The following is a 17,234-nucleotide window of genomic DNA, read 5'->3' as shown; positions in this document are numbered from 1 at the left end:
CATGGAAACAAAACTGGCGCTCATTGGCATTGTGGTGGAAGAGGAAAATGCCGTCCAGATCGTCAACGAGCTATTACACCAATACGCCCCCTATGTGGTGGGGCGGATGGGGCTGCCCTATCGGGAAAAGGGGGTCAGCATCATTTCGGTGGTGGTGGACGCCCCAGAAAACGTGGTGAGCGCCCTTTCGGGGAAGCTCGGGAATATCAAAGGGATTGGAGTCAAATCGCTGTATGCCAAAACAAGTGAACGCAGATAACGCGGTAAAACGCATCCGCGAGGAGCTCGTCGCCGGCGGGACCCTCTCCCTGGGCACCTTAGCGGACACGCTGGCCCTCGACGATTTTACCGAAGTCTACCGGCTGGCCGACCAAGTGAATGAGGAAGTCAACCACGGCGTGGTGCGCATCCGCGCTATTTTGGAGTTTTCCAACGTCTGCCGCCGCCAGTGCCGCTACTGTGGGCTAAACTGCGAAAATAAAAAGCTGGAGCGCTACCAGATGGGGGAAGACGAGATGGTACAAACCACCCTGGCCGCCTACCGGGCCGGTTATCAGACCATCGTGCTCCAGTCGGGGGAGGACCCTTATTACGACAAGGAAATGATCGGCCGGGTTATCCGGGAGATCAAAGCCCGGTGCGGTATCTCCATTACCTTAAGTCTGGGCGAGCGAACAAAAGAGGAATATGCTTACTGGAAGGAATGCGGCGCCGACCGGTACTTACTCAAGCACGAGACCTCCGACCCGGAGATCTACGCTGCGTTGCATCCCTGCGGCACACTGGAAAACCGGATCCAGTGCCTGCGCTGGATCAAAGAGCTGGGCTATGAGACGGGCAGCGGCTTCATGATCGGATTGCCCGGTCAGACCTGTGACACCATCGCGGGGGATATTCTATTGCTGCGGGAGCTTTCCTGCGACATGGCGGGCATCGGGCCTTTCATCGCCCACCCGGACACGGCGCTAAAGGACCAGCCCAACGGCAGCACGGAGCTCACCAAACGGGCGGTGGCCCTCAGCCGTATTTTGATGCCCCACCTCCATCTGCCGGCTACCACGGCGCTGGGGGTACTGAGTCAGGGGGAAAAAAGCGACGTCTTTTCCTGCGGGGCCGACGTGGTCATGCGCAAGGTGACGCCGGGAGCTTACCGGCGTCTTTATGAAATCTACCCGTCCGGACTGGGTCTGGATGACGATATTGTGAAAGGCAGGATGGAGCTGGAAGACGCCATCCGCCAGTTGGGAAAACAACCATTATAGAAAGAAGTGCTGATCAATGTATGATGTAAAGAGCAAAGTCGCCACCGAATTTATCGACGACGATGAAATCAAGGAATCCCTCCAATACGCAGAGCAAAATAAAAATAACCGGGCGCTGATCGAAAGCCTGCTGGAACGGGCCAAGGACTGCAAGGGCCTCACCCACCGGGAAGCGGCGGTGCTCTTAGACTGCGACCAGGAGGACCTCAATGAAAAGATGTTCACCCTGGCCCAGGAGATCAAGCAGAAGTTTTACGGCAACCGCATCGTCATGTTTGCGCCGCTCTACCTCTCCAACTACTGCGTCAACGGCTGCACCTACTGTCCGTATCACCTCAAAAACAAGCACATCGCCAGAAAACAGCTCTCCCAGGAGGAGATTGTCAAGGAGGTCATCGCCCTTCAGGACATGGGCCACAAGCGTCTGGCGCTGGAAACCGGCGAAGACCCAGTGCGTTGTCCCATCGAATATGTGCTGGAAAGCATTAAGACCATCTATTCCATCAAGCATAAAAACGGCGCGATTCGCCGTGTGAACGTGAACATTGCGGCTACCACCGTGGAAAATTACCGCAAGCTCAAGGAAGCGGGCATCGGCACCTACATATTGTTCCAGGAGACCTACAACAAAAAGGCCTATGAGGAGCTCCATCCCACCGGACCCAAGAGCAACTATGCCTACCATACCGAGGCCATGGACCGGGCCATGGAGGGAGGCATTGACGACGTGGGCTGCGGCGTCCTGTTCGGCCTCAACATGTACCGGTACGATTTCGTGGGACTGCTCATGCACGCCGAGCACCTGGAGGCCGCCTGCGGTGTGGGCCCCCACACCATCAGCGTGCCCCGTATCCGCCCGGCGGACGACGTCGATCCCGGCGACTTCTCCAACGCCATCAGCGACGACATCTTTGCCAAGATCGTGGCAGTATTGCGCATTGCGGTGCCCTATACGGGCCTTATCATCTCCACCCGCGAGTCCCAGGCTTCCCGGGAGCGGGTGCTCCACCTGGGCGTCTCCCAGATCAGTGGCGCGTCCTGCACCAGCGTGGGCGGCTACGCGGAAAAGGAAAAGATCGAGGACAATTCCGCCCAATTCGAGCTCAACGACACCCGCACCCTGGACGAGGTAGTGGGCTGGCTGCTGGACATGGGCTATATCCCCAGCTTCTGCACCGCTTGCTACCGGGAGGGGAGAACCGGCGACCGGTTCATGCAGCTGGTCAAATCCGGTCAGATCGCCAACTGCTGCCAGCCAAACGCCCTGATGACCCTGAAAGAATATCTGGACGACTACGCGTCGCCTGAGACAAAGGCCAAAGGCGAGGCCCTCATCCGCAAAGAGGTGGAGAACATCCCCAACGAGAAGGTCAAAAAGCTGGTGCTCGAGCATCTCGACGACATCGACGGCGGAAAGCGGGACTTCCGGTTCTAATCAGCCCCATGGGTTCGGACGCCGCGTGTGGGAGCAAAAAAGATTCGAACCCCACGCATAGATTCTTTTACAATGCCGTCAGAAGGCAGGCTTCCCTTTGTGGAGCGCCGCGCCGGATATTAACCAAACGATATTTCATGGAGGAGGCAGATCGATGCCAGTCAATGAACTCACCGCAACCCCCAACAGCACCCGCATCCACATCGGTATCTTCGGGCGGGTCAACAGCGGCAAGTCTTCGCTCATCAATGCCATCGCCTCCCAGCCCACGGCGCTGGTGAGCCCCGTGGCGGGCACCACCACCGACCCGGTCTATAAGCCCATCGAGCTGCACCCGCTGGGTCCCTGCGTCCTCATCGACACCGCCGGTTTTGACGACCGGGGGGAGCTGGGTTCCATGCGGACCGGCCGCACCGCCCAGGTGGTGGAAAAGACGGACATCGCCGTGTTGGTCATCGACGTGAGCAACGACGACTTTTCCGAGGAGGAAAATTGGGTCGCCCTGTTGGAGGAAAAGAAGGTCCCCATGGTGGTGGCGGTCAATAAGTCCGACGAGAGAACGGAGGTTCCCGCCTTTGCCAAGCGCTTTTCCTATGTCTGCGTCAGCGCCAAAACCGGCGAGGGCATCGACAAGCTCAAGGCCATGATCGCCTCCAAGGCCCCGGCCCAGGAGGAAGTTTCCATCACCGGCGACCTGGTGGGGCCGGGGTATCCTGTGCTTTTGGTGGCGCCGCAAGACATCCAGGCGCCCAAGGGGCGGCTCATCCTGCCCCAGGTGCAGACCATCCGGGACCTGCTCGACCACCGGGCGCTGGTTTCGGTGGTGACCACCGACCAGTTGGAAGCGGCCCTCGCCCTTTATAAAGCGCCGCCCAAGCTCATCATCACAGATTCCCAGGTCTTCGACGTGGTAGCGGCGCACACCCCCGAGGGGACGCTTCTCACCTCCTTTTCAGTGCTGATGGCAAAGTATAAAGGGGACATTGCCACCTTCATCCAGGGCGCTTCCCGGCTGAACACCCTGACCGAGCAAGACAAGGTGCTCATTTTGGAGGCCTGCACCCACAATCCTCTGGATGGAGACATCGGACGCATCAAAATTCCCAATTTGCTGCGAAAGAAAGTGGGGAAGAACCTGACCATCGACATCCGCAGCGGCAACGATTTCCCCGACGATTTGCGGGAATACGCCTTGGTCGTCCACTGTGGCGGATGCATGTTTAACCGCAAATATATGCTCTCCCGCATCGAGCACTGCGTCAAGCAGGGCATCCCCATCACGAACTACGGCATCCTGATCGCCAAGATCAAAGGAATATTGGACCGTGTCGTCTACTAAAAGCAAGAGGAAGGAAAGCGCTGGTTTTTTCCAGTGCTTTCCTTCCTCTTTTTTGTGGGCGTATTGTCGGCTAAGAGCAGGTGTTTTCGATGAAATGACAGGAAAAGGACAGCTGATCAGAATGACTTATCAAAAACAATATAAATTGCCCAAATGGCCGGGAAATAGTGGTGCAAAATTTAGTTGAAAAGTGGGTTTTCTGGACGGCTATTGCAAGTCTGTTTATAGACGTGTTATAATTTCGACATAATCAATACAATTTTGATACAGCAAATCCATCCATATTAGTCTGTGAATAGGGCACAGAAGTCTCTACGTGATAACCTTAAATTATCTACGCTATGGGTGTGTTTTTATGTTTCTGGTGCTATTTTTCTCAAATGGCGTCCGGAAAGGTACGAGCACCCGTGTGAACTTCACACTGAGGTGCTTTTTTGATGGAATTTTAAGCGGCTTTTGTAGATTTCATCAAAAAAAGCGTGGGAACGCCAGCGGCGGACAGCGGCTGGGGCGAAATGTTATGTTCTTGTATTGATTGAGCCAAAACATAAAATTTTGTCGCAGGTAAAAAGGAAGAGAGGTTTAAGGTTTATGAAAGTGACAGAAATCCCGCAGGTGGAATACGCCATCATCGGCGGTTCCGGCACATGGGCGGGGGAATTCCCCGAGGCAACCGGTTTCAAAGGCGTCAGCGTCATCCAGGATGACATGGAGTTCGACACCCCTTTCGGCACGACCATGGCCATGAAGCTGTTGGAGCTTTCTGCCGACGTGACGGCGGACGGCAAGCCGAGAAAGCTGCTGACCGTGCCGTTTCACGGCTTCCATGGGCTCGCGCCCTACAACACCCCCTCTGAGCAGATCTTCTGGGTCTTCCAGCGGGCGGGCGTCAAATACATCGTCGCGGAAGGAAGCGGCGGTTCCATCAATCCGCTCCTCGATCCGGGCGACATCATCGTGCCCCATGATTTCGTCGACTTTACCAAGCGCCCGACCAACATCCACCGCTTTACCCCCAATATCGTTCGCATGCGCGAGCCCCTTTGCCCCGATCTGAGAAAGATTCTCTTTGAGAAGGCCAAGGAGGAGTATCCCCGCGTCTTTTCCAGAGGCGTTTACGCCAACACCGAGCCGCCCCGGTTCGAAACGGCCACTGAGATCAAAATGCTGGCCGACGCCCGCTGCGACATCACCGGCCACACCATTGTGCCGGAAGTGTATCTCTCCCGGGCCATCGGCGCGTGCTACGCCAGCCTCTATCTGGTGAGCAACTTTGCCGAGGGTGTGGAGGACCCCACCTGGAGAGGCGACAGCATCTTCGACCACTACCGCGACAGCGCCGACAAGATCGGCCGCGTCACCCTGGGCGCCATCGCCGCCATCAACCCGGCGGAGAAGAAATGCAGCTGCAAGGACTACATGATCGAAGTCCCCGGCAACGTCAAGGACCGCATTTCTGAATAATCGAGTCTTTAGTAACATGCACATAAAACAATTTCAAAGGAGAAATCATTTCATGGCTAAGAAATTACTGGCACTGATTTTGTCTGTACTGATGGTTGTCACTGTGTTCGCCGGATGCGGCGCGAAGAACGAGAGCTCCAGCGCTGCGGGCGGCAACGGCTCCGGCAAGGACGTCAACATCGCCATCGTTTTCGGCCTGGGCGGCCTGGGCGACAAATCCTTTAACGACAACGCCAACGAAGGCGCCAACAAAGCGAAAGATGAGTTCGGCATCAACTATCAGTATGTCGAGCCCAAAGAGATCGCGGAGTTCGAGGGACATCACAGAGATTTCGCCAAAGAGGCGAAATATGACCTGATCATCGGTATTGGTTTTGACCAGGCCGACGCGATCAACACGGTAGCTGCCGAATTCCCGGAGCAGAAATTCCTGCTCATCGACGGCGAGGCGGCCGAGGCACCCAACGTAGCCAGCGTCACCTTTAAGGACAACGAGAAAGCTTACCTCATCGGCATCATCGCCGGCATGACCACCGAGACCAATAAGATCGGTATGGTCGGCGGTATGGATATCCCCCTGATCAACGCTTTTGCCGCCGGTTATAAGGCGGGCGCTACTTCCGTCAACAAGGACATCGAGGTCATGATCAAATATGTCGGCGCTTGGAACGACGCCAACACCGCCAAGGAGCTGGCCCTTTCCATGTACGACGCGGGCGCAGACATCGTCTATCAGACCGCCGGCGGTTCCGGCCTGGGCGTCTTCTCCGCAGCGGCCGACAAGGACAAGCTGGCCATCGGCGCCGACGTCAACCAGATTCCGCTGGATCCGGCCCACATCTTCCTGTCCTCTGTCCGCAGAGTGGACAACGTCGTCTATAATGAGATCAAAGCGGTCATTGACGGTAGCTTTGAGGCCGGCACTTTCGTCCAGGGCTTTAAAGAGGGCGCGGTCAGCTACACCACCGAGGGCGCTGAGAAGGAGACCTCTAAAGAGGCCATCGAGGCGGCCGACAAAGCAAAACAGGACATCATTGACGGGAAAATCGAAGTTCCTTCCACCCTGGACTAAGCTTGGGAAAAGAACGAATCTAAGTCATCTATTATTCATAAGGGGACACAAATGCAGTGTCCCCTTATGAGACGTTTGGGGACTTTTAAAAAGGAAGAAATCCACGAGAAAGTGAGGGGTGTTCCTCCGTGAATTTTGTAGAAATGCGCGATATCAGCAAATATTACGGCAATGTCGCGGCCAACAGCCATGTGAATTTTTCCGTGCAGAAGGGAGAAATTCACTCCTTGCTGGGTGAAAACGGCGCGGGAAAAACGACCCTGATGAAAATACTGTACGGCATGACCCAGCCCGATTCCGGCACGATTTCGGTGGGCGGCAAGAAGGTGCGGATTCGCAACCCAAAGGACGCCATCAACTTAGGGATCGGCATGGTCCATCAGCACTTCATGCTGGCGGCGCCGCTGACGGTGGCGGAGAACATTGTGCTGGGCTATGAGCCGAAAAAGGGGATGTTTTTCGACTTTGAAGGCGCTGTCAAGGAGATCGAAGCGCTCTCGGAGCAATACGGTCTCAAAATCGACCCACGCGCCAAAATCCAGGATATCCCGGTGGGGCAGAAGCAGCGGGTGGAGATTATCAAGGCCCTCTACCGCAAGAGCGATCTCATCATCTTGGACGAGCCAACCGCCGTATTGACGGCGCTGGAGGTGCAGGAACTCTTTGGCGTCCTCAAAGGCCTCAAAGAGGCGGGTAAAACCATCATCATCATTACCCATAAGCTCAAGGAGATTATGCAGGTCTCCGACCGGGTCACTATTCTGCGAAGCGGGGAGTTTGTCTGCACCAAGAACACGGCGGACACCAACCCCAACGAGCTGGCCGAGCTCATGGTAGGACGGAAGGTCCACGCCATGGAGGAAAGCTTCGGGGGCGATGTGGACGAAAGCGCGCCCGTCTTCCTGGAAGTGAAAGATGCGGTCTATAAGGAACACAAGGTGAAAAAGCTCAACGGTTTGAGCCTCAAGGTGCGCAGCGGCGAAATTCTCGGCATCTGCGGCGTAGAGGGGAACGGACAGACCCAGCTCATCGAAACGGTCACCGGTATTATTAAGCTACGCCACGGCAAAGTGCTGGTCCGCGGGGAAGAGGTCAAGGACCCGACGCCTCTGCGGATGCTTAACCTGGGCGTGGCCCACATCCCGGAGGACCGTGCTTCCCGGGGTCTCATCAAGGACTTCCCCATTCGGGAAAACACCATCCTCGGCTACCACCGCCGCCGACAGTTCAGCAGACGCGGCGTCCTTAACATTCGGGAGATGAACCGGTACGCCCAGGAGATGGTGGAAAACTTTGGCATCAAGGTGGGGAGCATTTACGACCCGGTCAGCTCTCTGTCCGGCGGTAACCAGCAGAAGGTGGTCATCGGACGGGCCCTCTCCCAGAACCCAGATATCATCATCGCCGCCCAGCCCACCCGGGGCGTGGATATCGGCGCCATCGAATACATCCACGAAAAGCTCATTGAAATGAAGAAGCAGGGGAAAGCCATCCTCCTCATCTCCGCGGAGATCGACGAGCTGATGGCACTCTCGGACAATATCGCCGTTATCTTCGGCGGCCAGATTGTCGCCCAGGGAAAGGCCAGCGAGTTTGACGAGCGGCGGCTCGGCATGCTCATGACCGGTTATGGAAAGGAGGAGAAGGAACATGGAAGCCATTAAAAAGTGCGGCGTCTATCTCCGGCAGAAAATAAAGCAGCTTTTTACCAGCAAGTCCTTCATCGTCTCCGCCATTTCTCTGCTCTTGGCGCTGATCGTCAGCGGCATCATCCTGGCCTTCTCCGGCTATAACCCCTTCACCGCCTACGTCAATATGTTCGGCGGGGCCTTCGGGGATATGAGCCGCGTCGCCGACACCCTGGGTATCGCAACCCCCCTCATCCTGTGCGGAACGGCGGTAGCCATCGCCATGCGGGGCGGCGCCATCAATATCGGCGCCGAGGGACAGCTTTATGTAGGCGCCATGGCGGCCGCCCTCACCGGCATCTTCTGCCAGGGATTGCCCGCCATCCTCCACATTCCGCTGTGCATCCTGGCGGCGGCGGTGGCGGGCGGCCTCTGGGCGGGGCTGGCCGGATATTTGAAAATCAAGCTCAAGGTCAATGAGGTTGTGCTGACCATCATGCTCAACTACATTGCCATCTATCTGACCGACTACATCGTCACCTACGGCGTCAAGGCGGAGGGTATGGTGGTCAAAACCCCCAATGTGGCAGAATCCGCTATCCTGCCCGCTCTCTATCCCCACAGCCGTCTGACCATCGGTTTTATCCTGGCGGTGATCATCGTCTTTGTGGTGCGCTGGATGATGAAGAAGACGGTCTTTGGTCTGGAGCTTCAGGCCATCGGCAACAACCTGGCCGCCGCGGAAACGGGCGGCGTCAACATCGGTAAACAGTTTCTCGTGACTATGTTTATTTCCGGCGCTCTGGCGGGACTTGCCGGCGCGGTGGAAGTCATGGGTGTACACAAGTACTTTATCAAGGGATTTTCCCCGGGCTACGGTTACGACGGACTGAGTATCGCCGTGCTGGGCCAAAATTCCCCGGTGGGCGTTTTAGTCTCGGCCATCCTCTATGGCGCGCTGCGGTCAGGCGCCCAGGTGATGGACCGGATGACCAAGATTCCCAGCGACTTTGTGGGGCTGATGCAGGCGCTCATCATCATCTTTGTGGCGACGCCGGGCATCATTATGGCCATGCGTAATTTTGCAAGAAGGGGGAAGAAGAACCATGACTGAGTTTTTGGCAGGACTTGGAACTCTGCTTTCCGGCGCCATCCGGATTGCCATCCCCATCTGTTTCGGCGCCCTGGCCTGCACCATCTGTGAGCGGGGCGGCATTGTCAACATCGGTGTGGAGGGCATGATGCTCGCCGGAAGCTTCGGAGGCGTGCTGGGTTCCTATCTCACCGGCAGCGCCTGGGTGGGCCTCCTTTTCGCCATCTTGGCGGGCGTCCTTTTCGCCGCCATTCATGCGGTGCTGACCATCAAATATAAGACGGGACATATCATCAGCGGCCTGGGTATCAATCTGCTCGCTTCGGGACTAACGACGGTGCTCCTTGTCTCCCTTTGGGACAACCGGGGCAAATCCGACGCGGTGGCGTCGCTTGGCACCATCAACATCCCGGTGCTTAAGGATATCCCGGTGCTCGGTGACATCCTCAGCGGACATTCCCCCCTGTTTTATATCCTCATCGTCATCGGCGTGGTGATGTGGATTGTGCTGTATAAGACGGTCTTTGGCCTGCGGGTGCGGGTGGTGGGTGAAAATCCCCAGACGGCCGATTCGGTGGGTATCAACGTCACCGCCATCCAGTACATTTGTGTCCTCGCCTGCGGGGCCATTGCGGGCCTGGGCGGGGCCTATCTCTCCATCGGCGACATCGGGCTCTTCAGCCGCGACATGGTGGCGGGACGCGGTTACATCGCCATGGCGGTCACCATCTTCGGCGGGTGGAACCCCATCGGTGCGTTTGGCGGCAGCCTCCTCTTCGGCGTGGCCCAGAGCATCCAGTTCCGGCTCCAGGAGGTGGCGCCGGTGCAGATTATCCAGATGCTGCCCTATATCCTCACCATCCTGGTGCTGATCCTCGTCAAGAACCGTCCCAAGGGCCCGGCGGCGGCCGGCAAATCCTTCGACCGGGAGGCCGGTTAAGCTTATTAACAATTTCGCAAAGGAGTATCCTATGAACGAAAAGATCTATGAAAATTTGGACACCCTCAACGAATACCGCAAGACCATAAGAGAGCGTCTGGCCGTTACTGACGACGTCTATTCCCAGATGGGCAAAGTGGTGGACCGCAGCCCGGAGCTGGTCGAGCGCATATTAAAACACTATGAGATGATGGATAAGGGAGAGTGGATTCGCCCCAACTTCTCCAACGACATGCAGATTCTCTATATGCGGGACCGCCAGACCTTTTCCTTCCTGCTGTTTCCCGAGCTATTGGAAATTGGCTACCAGGTGGGCCGTCTCATCGGGGAGAAATTCATCGCCCCTTACCTGACGGGGAAGACCCTGCCGGAAATTATGGAGAGTAACCTCCATTTCGCGGGGGACCACAACTATGCCCATCAAGAAATTGTGGTGGCAAGAGAGGACTACGCCGTCTACCGCAACTATGAGTGTGCCGATTGCTACGGCATGCCCAACATCGGCATGAAGATCTGCTGCTACGAGGCGGGCACCGCGGCGGGATGCTTTGAAATTCCGCTGGGCAAGCACGTGGTGGTCACCGAAACCAAATGCTGCGCTAACGGCGACGACTACTGTGAATTTGAGGTCAAGGTCGTAGAATAAAGAGAAGGGATCAAAGGCTGTTGCCTTTGATCCCTTTGTATTTTTTTCAATTCTCTTCGTCTGATTGAATAAAAATGAGAAGGAGCTCTTGGACTTTTTTACAATTTTGTGAACAATGTGGTACGCACATTTTAATCCGCAATAAAAATTGTTATAATAAAGCATGTCCCTGTAACAAGGGAACATGAAAGATTGGTTTTCAGAAGAGACGAATGCGATTCGCGCAAGGACAGTTCGGTAAGGGGACTGTCCCGTTTTATTGTCCCGCACCGGCGAAGAGACAGAAGAGAGAAGGAAAAATGAGGGAACAAGGCGGAGGAATTATGAAAAAATGGATGGCGGTATTGGCCGTTTTACTGATATGCAGCATGATGATCACCATGGTTTACGGAATAGACAGCAGTCCGAGCGTGGGTACGAGCGAGAGTGTTTCGGATACAACGCCGGCATGTACCATATCCCCCAATCAAATTATATCGGAAACCGCCGTATTGATGGAGGCGGATTCGGGTCAGGTGCTCTACGATAAGCAAATGAATGAGCGGATGTATCCGGCGAGTCTGACCAAGATCATGACGGCCATACTGGCGCTGGAGAACGGTGAAATGGACAATGTGCTGACGGTGGACCAGGAGATTCTGGACGATGTCTATTCCTATGGTTTATCGACAAGCCACATTGCTTTGACAGTGGGAGAGCGTATCAGTTTGCAGGACGCCCTCTATGCGGCGCTTCTTGAGTCGGCCAACGACGCCACCGCTCTCATCGCCAAATTTATCGGCGGGACGCTGGATCACTTTGTGGAGATGATGAACCAGAAGGCCGCAGAGATCGGTGCGACCCACACCCATTTTGTCAACGTCCACGGCTTGCACAGCGACAATCACTATACCACGGCTTACGACCTGGCACTGATGATGCGCTACGCGCTGAGCCTGCCCGAATTTGAAAAGATCATCAGCACGGCCCAGTACACCATGGCACCCACCAACAACCAGGAGAGCGAGCGGTACTTCTGGAACCAAAACAAGATGATTCAGCCCTCCTACTACTACAACGAAGATACGGTGGGCGGCAAGCTGGGCTGGACAGAAGAGGCCACCAATACCATGGCGGCGCTGGGGGAGAGAAATGGAAGACGGCTGATCTGTGTCCTGCTCAAAAGCACGGCGGCCAGTGCCAAATATAAGGACTGCGAGCTGCTTTTTAACTATGGATTTGAGAACTTCCAGCGCGTCGAAATCGACGTGTCCGACGACATCCCCAAAGGCGTGGATATCCAGGACGAAAACGGGGATCTTTGCGGGGATGTGACCATCTCCAGCCCTCCAAAAATCCATTACCTGATTCACAATCACCTGACGGCCAACGATATTAAAATTGATATCAATGTTCCGGAGCATTACACTCTGGGCCAGCCGATGTCCGCCAGCTTTACCGTGGGGCTCAAGGACTGGGTGGACTGCATGCCAAATGAGCCGCTCACCACAGAGCTCACCACCAAAAGCAATGTGAATACCAAGGTGATGAGCGTCACCAAGGAACCGAAGACCAAAGGCCCCAACGTCTTTCTTCTCGTCGGCATTGGAATTTTGGTGTTTTTGGGAATCGCCGTCGCCGCACTTTTTGTCATTCGCGCCGTTATCCGTAGAGGCGTCCGCCAGCGTTATGCCATCAGCCGACGCAATGTTCACTTCGACCGTCAAATCAGGCGCAGGCTGTAAGCGTCCTTGCGAAAGTTTTGCATAGAAAAGGCCGTCCCATCGGGACGGCCTTTTTCGTAGATCAGCGCGTCAGCCAGCTGCGCTCCATCTCATGTTTTTTTGGCCGGGCCATCAGGCATTCCACAGCTTCCCCTGCGGCTTTTCCCTCAAAGAGGACCTGATAAACCTGCTCGATAATCGGCATTTCCACGCCGGTGCGCCGCGCCAGTGCGTAGGCGCACCGGGCGCTGCGGTATCCTTCCACCGTCCCCACGGCGGCAACGGCCTCCGCTGCGGTCTTGCCTTGTCCGATCAGGATGCCTGCCCGACGGTTGCGGGAATGGGGGCTGGTGCAGGTGACGATGAGATCGCCGATGCCGGTGAGGCCCGCGAAGGTGTCCTGTCGGGCGCCCAGAGCGCATCCCAGCCGGGAAATTTCAGTAATCCCCCGGGTGAGGAGGGCGGCCTTGGCGTTGTCGCCGTAGCCCAGTCCGTCCAGCACCCCAGCGGCCAAGGCGATGATATTTTTGAGCGCGCCGCCCAGCTCGACTCCGGTTAGATCATCGTTGACATAGATACGAAGGGACTGGTTCATGAGGAGATCCTGCACCGCTTCGGCGGCATTATGGTCGGCGGAGGCGGCCACCACGGTGGTGGGCTGGCCCCGTCCCACTTCCTCGGCGTGAGAGGGCCCCGAGAGAACCACCAGCGGATTCTGCGGCAGTTCTTCGGCGATCACCTGAGAAAGGCGGAGGAGGCTTTCTTCCTCCAAGCCTTTGGCCACGTTGACCAGCAGGCAGCGAGGGGATATAATGGACGCCAGCTTCTGAGCGGTGGCGCGCACCGCGTGGGAGGGGACTGCCAGTAGGATCATATCGGCGTGGGCCGTGCAGGAGAGGTCGCACGTGAGGCGGATGCCCTCGGGGAGCTTGATCCCGGGCAGGAGCTTGCGGTGCTCCCCCTCCCGGCGGATGGCTGCAATTTCCTCGGCAAAGGGGGACCAAAGGGTGACGTCGTAGCCCATCTGCCGGCACATGATGCTCAGCGCAGTGCCAAAGCCGCAGCCAAGAACGGCAATATTTTTCATGTTTTAACCTCGGTTCTTTCTTGATAGAGAATGTTTCCATTATATAGAAAATGATGGGGAAAGTAAACCTTTTCATGGCGAAGGGTCTTGTGTATAATAGAAGTATTACACAAAGAGCAGGAGAAAATGATGAAACGTACCGTTTTAATTACAGGAGCTTCCGGCGGCATCGGCGCCGCCGCCGCCCGGCTGATGGGGTCGAAGGGTTGGCAGGTGGCCGTCCATTACCACAGCGGTGAGGAGCGAGCTCGCGGGCTCTGCGAAGAGCTGCGCGCCATGGGACAGGAGGCGGCGCCCTTTGGGGCCGACGTGTCAGATATGGCCCAGGTAAAAGCCATGTTTAGGGAAATTGCCGTGCGTTATGGGGAAATTCATGTCTTAGTCAATAACGCTGGCATTGCCCAGCAAAAGCTCTTTACCGACATCGGAGAAGAGGAATGGGACCGCATGTTCGATATCAACGTCAAGGGGATGTTTCACTGCACCCAGGCGGCGCTTCCCCAGATGATCCACCGCAAGAGCGGCAAAATCATCAACCTATCTTCCATTTGGGGGATGGTAGGGGCTTCCTGTGAGGTTCACTACTCGGCGGCCAAAGCGGCCGTCATCGGCATGACCAAGGCGCTGGCCAAGGAGCTGGGCCCGTCGGGTATCCAGGTCAACTGTGTAGCGCCCGGCGTCATCGACACGCCGATGAACGGCCAGCTTGATGAGGAGACGCTGGAAGCGCTCAAGGAGGAAACGCCGCTTGGCATCCTTGGCTCTCCCGAGCATGTGGCGGGGGTCATCGCTTTTCTCGCGTCCAGCGCTGCGGATTTCATTACCGGCCAAGTGATTAGCCCCAACGGCGGCTTTGTCATCACCTGAGAAATAAGAAAAAGGCAAGGGAAGAAGGCGTCCCTTGCCTTTTTCGATAAATTTTGCACAATGTCGCATTTCGTGCTATACTGTCAGTGACTTCTTTTTAATTTATGGGATAAATAATGGTGAGGTGGATACTGTGGGCAAAGACCGAGGAGAAAATAATCGACATCTTAAATACCGAAACCGCGGCCTAGTACTCAAGCTCATTTGTACCGGTGATGGCGTAACCCGCATCGATTTGTCCCACATCACAGGGTTAACCAAGATGACGGTGACCAATATTACCAGCGAACTGATTCAACAGGGCTATGTCGTCGAGGGGAGCCAGGGGCAAAACAGCAATGTGGGCAGAAATCCGATTATTTTGGATTTGTCTCCCAATGCGCCCAAGGTGTTGGGCATTCAAGTGGCCAGAAGCCACTGCAGCGCTATCCTCACCGATCTTAAGATGCACACCCTGCAAAAGAAGACTATCCCCTTCAGCCGGGAGGAAACCAAGGACAGCCTCATGGAGAAGGTCTTTTCTTTGACGGATGAGATGACCACCTGGGAAAATAACATCATCGCCTGCGGCGTCTCCACTGTTGGACCGCTGGATGTCAAGGAGAAAATGATACTCAATCCTCCCGATTTCTTCGGGATTTCCGATCTTCCCATCGGCGATATTTTGTCCAGCCGTTACTGCATGGACGTGTTCATCGACAACGACATGAACGGCTCGGCGCTGGCGGAAAAGCTCTTCGGTAACGGCAGAGATTATGCCAACTTTCTCTATGTGGGCATCGACAACGGCATCGGTTCGGGCATCATCTCCGATAATGTCCTCTATCAGGACAACAGCGGCCTGGTGGGAGAGTTTGGACATGTGGTCATCAACTTTAACGGGGATACCTGCATCTGTGGCAACCGCGGCTGTCTCGAGACCTATGCCAGCCTCCCGGTGGTGGAGCGTAAACTGCGGGCGGTGACCGGCAAGGACCTGGATTTTATAGCATTTTGTCAGCTCCACGAGGATCCCTTGGTTGACGCGGTGCTTTCCGATATGGTGGACAAGATCTCCTGTGCCCTGGTCAATGTGGTCAATATGCTCAACCCCAGCGCCGTCTTTATCGGTCACTTCGGGTCTTTCCTGCCCGACAAGTATCTCACGCGGATGGAGGAGTGGGTCAACGCCCATAAGCTGTCCGGCAGCTATCAGACCGTCAAGGTCCGCCGTTCCCATTTCGAGCAGGACGCCCCCCTCATGGGAAGCGTCTGTATTGTCCTCAATCGTCTCTTTAACGGCAAGTTGCTGGCTCGATTGGACCCATAATGGTATAGAAAAAAGCCCCGGGAAGATTCCCGGGGCTTTTTTGCGTCCATTTATTCCGCGTTCTGCGGCAGGATTTTGTTGACGAGAGTACCGGCGACCACACAGAGGAAGAGGCCGGAGAGGGTGAAGTTACCGATGGTGACACCGCCGGACAGGCCGATGCCGATGACCAAAATCATAGCGACCACAATCAGGTTGCGGGACTTGGAGAAGTCTAAATCCGCCTCGGAGATGGTGCGCATACCGATGGATGCGATCATACCAAAGAGGAGGATGGACACGCCGCCCATGACAGGGACGGGGATGGTCTGAAGGACCGCGCCGAATTTGCCGAACATACCCAAAATGACGGCGAAAACAGCGGCCAGTTCCAGGACGAAGGGATCGTATACCTTGGTGACGGCGAGAACGCCGGTGTTTTCGGAGTAAGTGGTATTGGCGGGGCCGCCCAGGAAACCGGCGACGATGGTAGCTACGCCGTCGCCCAGCACCGTTTTGTGCAGGCCGGGATCTTTAAAGAAATCCTTGCCGACGACCGTGCCGTTGGTGGTGATGTCTCCGATGTGCTCCATAAAGGTGACCAGCGCGATGGGTGCGATGAGGAGGATGGCGTGCATATCAAACTGTGGCAGGGTGAAGAAGGAGCCGCCGAAGTCCCAGAAAGGAGAAATCCAGGGGGCGTTGGCAACGGCGGAGAAATTGACCAGCTTGTCCGCGTTGGGCAGCACCAGGTCATGGATGATGGAGGCGAGATAACCGGTTCCGATGCCAATGAGGATAGGAACCAGCTTAAAATAGCCTTTTGCAAATACATTGATGATGATGACGACCGCTAGGGTGATCAGGGCGATGAGCCAGTTGCCGCTGGCATTGGTCATGGCGGTGGGGGAGAGGGTTAAACCGATGACCACGATGACGGGTCCGGTAACAATGGGCGGGAAGAGCTTCCTCACCCGCTCGACGCCGGCAAGGCTGACGATGAGGGAAAGCAGCACATAGATGCAGCCGGCGATAATGATGCCGCCCTGCGCTTTGGGAATGTTGGCGGGATCATTGCCGATGATGATTTGCAACGCTGCGATGTAAGCGAAGCTGGAGCCTAAAAAGACGGGGACTTTCCGTTTGGTGATCAGGTGGAATACGAGGGTTCCCAGACCGGCGGTAACCAGTGCCACCGAGGCGTTCATACCGGTGAGGGCGGGAACGAGTACGGTAGCGCCGAACATGGCAAACAGGTGCTGGATACCCAAGAGGAAGGTCTTACTGGTCAGTTTGTTTTCCATTTGGCTTTCGTCTCCTTTTTGTTATAAACGACAACCGTGGCGCAGAAATTGTCCGCCTGATCAAGCGCAAAAAAGCCTCATCACCCGCAGATGATAAGGCTCCACA

The 17,234-nt window shown here is 56.0% G+C and carries 15 protein-coding genes and 1 riboswitch; of the genes, 13 read left to right on the top strand and 2 right to left on the bottom strand.

All coding sequences use genetic code 11. The features are described 5' to 3' along the window. Position 1: 1 nt before the first annotated feature. The 11 genes from H8709_RS02510 to H8709_RS02460 all read left to right on the top strand — a co-directional run bounded on the left by H8709_RS02510 (position 2) and on the right by H8709_RS02460 (position 12,603). Positions 2–259 (top strand): TM1266 family iron-only hydrogenase system putative regulator, encoded by a 258-nt coding sequence (locus tag H8709_RS02510; RefSeq protein WP_262396790.1) that lies wholly within the window; start codon positions 2–4, stop codon positions 257–259. Next, positions 234–1,262, top strand: a complete 1,029-nt coding sequence (gene hydE, locus H8709_RS02505) for a [FeFe] hydrogenase H-cluster radical SAM maturase HydE (RefSeq protein WP_262396789.1) — start codon at positions 234–236, stop codon at positions 1,260–1,262. The genes H8709_RS02510 and hydE overlap by 26 nt, the downstream gene beginning before the upstream one ends. Positions 1,263–1,278: 16 nt before the next feature. Beyond that, positions 1,279–2,697, top strand: coding sequence for a [FeFe] hydrogenase H-cluster radical SAM maturase HydG (gene hydG / locus H8709_RS02500; RefSeq protein WP_262396788.1), 1,419 nt, complete (start codon positions 1,279–1,281; stop codon positions 2,695–2,697). A gap of 154 nt (positions 2,698–2,851) precedes the next feature. Then, entirely contained in the window at positions 2,852–4,036 is a 1,185-nt protein-coding gene (gene hydF / locus H8709_RS02495) for a [FeFe] hydrogenase H-cluster maturation GTPase HydF (protein WP_262396787.1), read from the top strand. Between the two features lie 259 nt (positions 4,037–4,295). Next, positions 4,296–4,398, top strand: a riboswitch (purine riboswitch). Positions 4,399–4,627: 229 nt separating this feature from the next. Then, positions 4,628–5,500 carry an MTAP family purine nucleoside phosphorylase gene (locus H8709_RS02490; protein WP_262396786.1) on the top strand — a complete coding sequence of 291 codons (873 nt, stop codon included), beginning with the start codon at positions 4,628–4,630 and terminating at the stop codon, positions 5,498–5,500. A 52-nt stretch (positions 5,501–5,552) separates the two neighbouring features. Further along, a complete protein-coding gene (locus H8709_RS02485) occupies positions 5,553–6,572 on the top strand; it encodes a BMP family lipoprotein (protein ID WP_262396785.1) in 1,020 nt (339 codons plus the stop codon). A gap of 128 nt (positions 6,573–6,700) precedes the next feature. After that, on the top strand, positions 6,701–8,236 hold the full coding sequence (locus tag H8709_RS02480) for an ABC transporter ATP-binding protein (protein ID WP_316248738.1): 1,536 nt from the start codon (positions 6,701–6,703) through the stop codon (positions 8,234–8,236). Further along, positions 8,223–9,314, top strand: a complete 1,092-nt coding sequence (locus H8709_RS02475; protein ID WP_262396784.1) for an ABC transporter permease — start codon at positions 8,223–8,225, stop codon at positions 9,312–9,314. Before H8709_RS02480 ends, H8709_RS02475 begins: the two co-directional genes overlap by 14 nt. After that, entirely contained in the window at positions 9,307–10,233 is a 927-nt protein-coding gene (locus tag H8709_RS02470; protein ID WP_262396783.1) for an ABC transporter permease, read from the top strand. The genes H8709_RS02475 and H8709_RS02470 overlap by 8 nt, the downstream gene beginning before the upstream one ends. Positions 10,234–10,264: 31 nt before the next feature. Continuing rightward, positions 10,265–10,879 carry a V4R domain-containing protein gene (locus H8709_RS02465; protein ID WP_262396782.1) on the top strand — a complete coding sequence of 205 codons (615 nt, stop codon included), beginning with the start codon at positions 10,265–10,267 and terminating at the stop codon, positions 10,877–10,879. Between the two features lie 323 nt (positions 10,880–11,202). Continuing rightward, positions 11,203–12,603, top strand: coding sequence for a D-alanyl-D-alanine carboxypeptidase family protein (locus H8709_RS02460; RefSeq protein WP_262396781.1), 1,401 nt, complete (start codon positions 11,203–11,205; stop codon positions 12,601–12,603). Between the two features lie 61 nt (positions 12,604–12,664). On the opposite strand, the gene H8709_RS02455 is transcribed toward H8709_RS02460, so the two are convergent. Beyond that, on the bottom strand, positions 12,665–13,669 hold the full coding sequence (locus H8709_RS02455) for an NAD(P)H-dependent glycerol-3-phosphate dehydrogenase (RefSeq protein WP_262396780.1): 1,005 nt from the start codon (positions 13,667–13,669) through the stop codon (positions 12,665–12,667). 129 nt (positions 13,670–13,798) lie between these two features. Between H8709_RS02455 and ymfI the strand changes: the two genes are divergently transcribed. Beyond that, complete coding sequence (gene ymfI / locus H8709_RS02450) at positions 13,799–14,536, top strand: elongation factor P 5-aminopentanone reductase (protein ID WP_262396985.1); 738 nt, start codon at positions 13,799–13,801, stop codon at positions 14,534–14,536. Between the two features lie 133 nt (positions 14,537–14,669). After that, positions 14,670–15,845 carry an ROK family protein gene (locus H8709_RS02445; RefSeq protein ID WP_262396779.1) on the top strand — a complete coding sequence of 392 codons (1,176 nt, stop codon included), beginning with the start codon at positions 14,670–14,672 and terminating at the stop codon, positions 15,843–15,845. Between the two features lie 50 nt (positions 15,846–15,895). On the opposite strand, the gene H8709_RS02440 is transcribed toward H8709_RS02445, so the two are convergent. Next, entirely contained in the window at positions 15,896–17,128 is a 1,233-nt protein-coding gene (locus tag H8709_RS02440; RefSeq protein ID WP_262396778.1) for a uracil-xanthine permease family protein, read from the bottom strand. Between the last annotated feature and the right edge of the window lie 106 nt (positions 17,129–17,234).

It is taken from the genome of Zongyangia hominis, assembly GCF_014385095.1.
Taxonomy (GTDB): Bacteria; Bacillota; Clostridia; order Oscillospirales; family Ruminococcaceae; genus Zongyangia; species Zongyangia hominis.
Note: the sequence above shows the minus strand (reverse complement) of the source record. Positions and strands in the feature narration are given on the sequence as shown.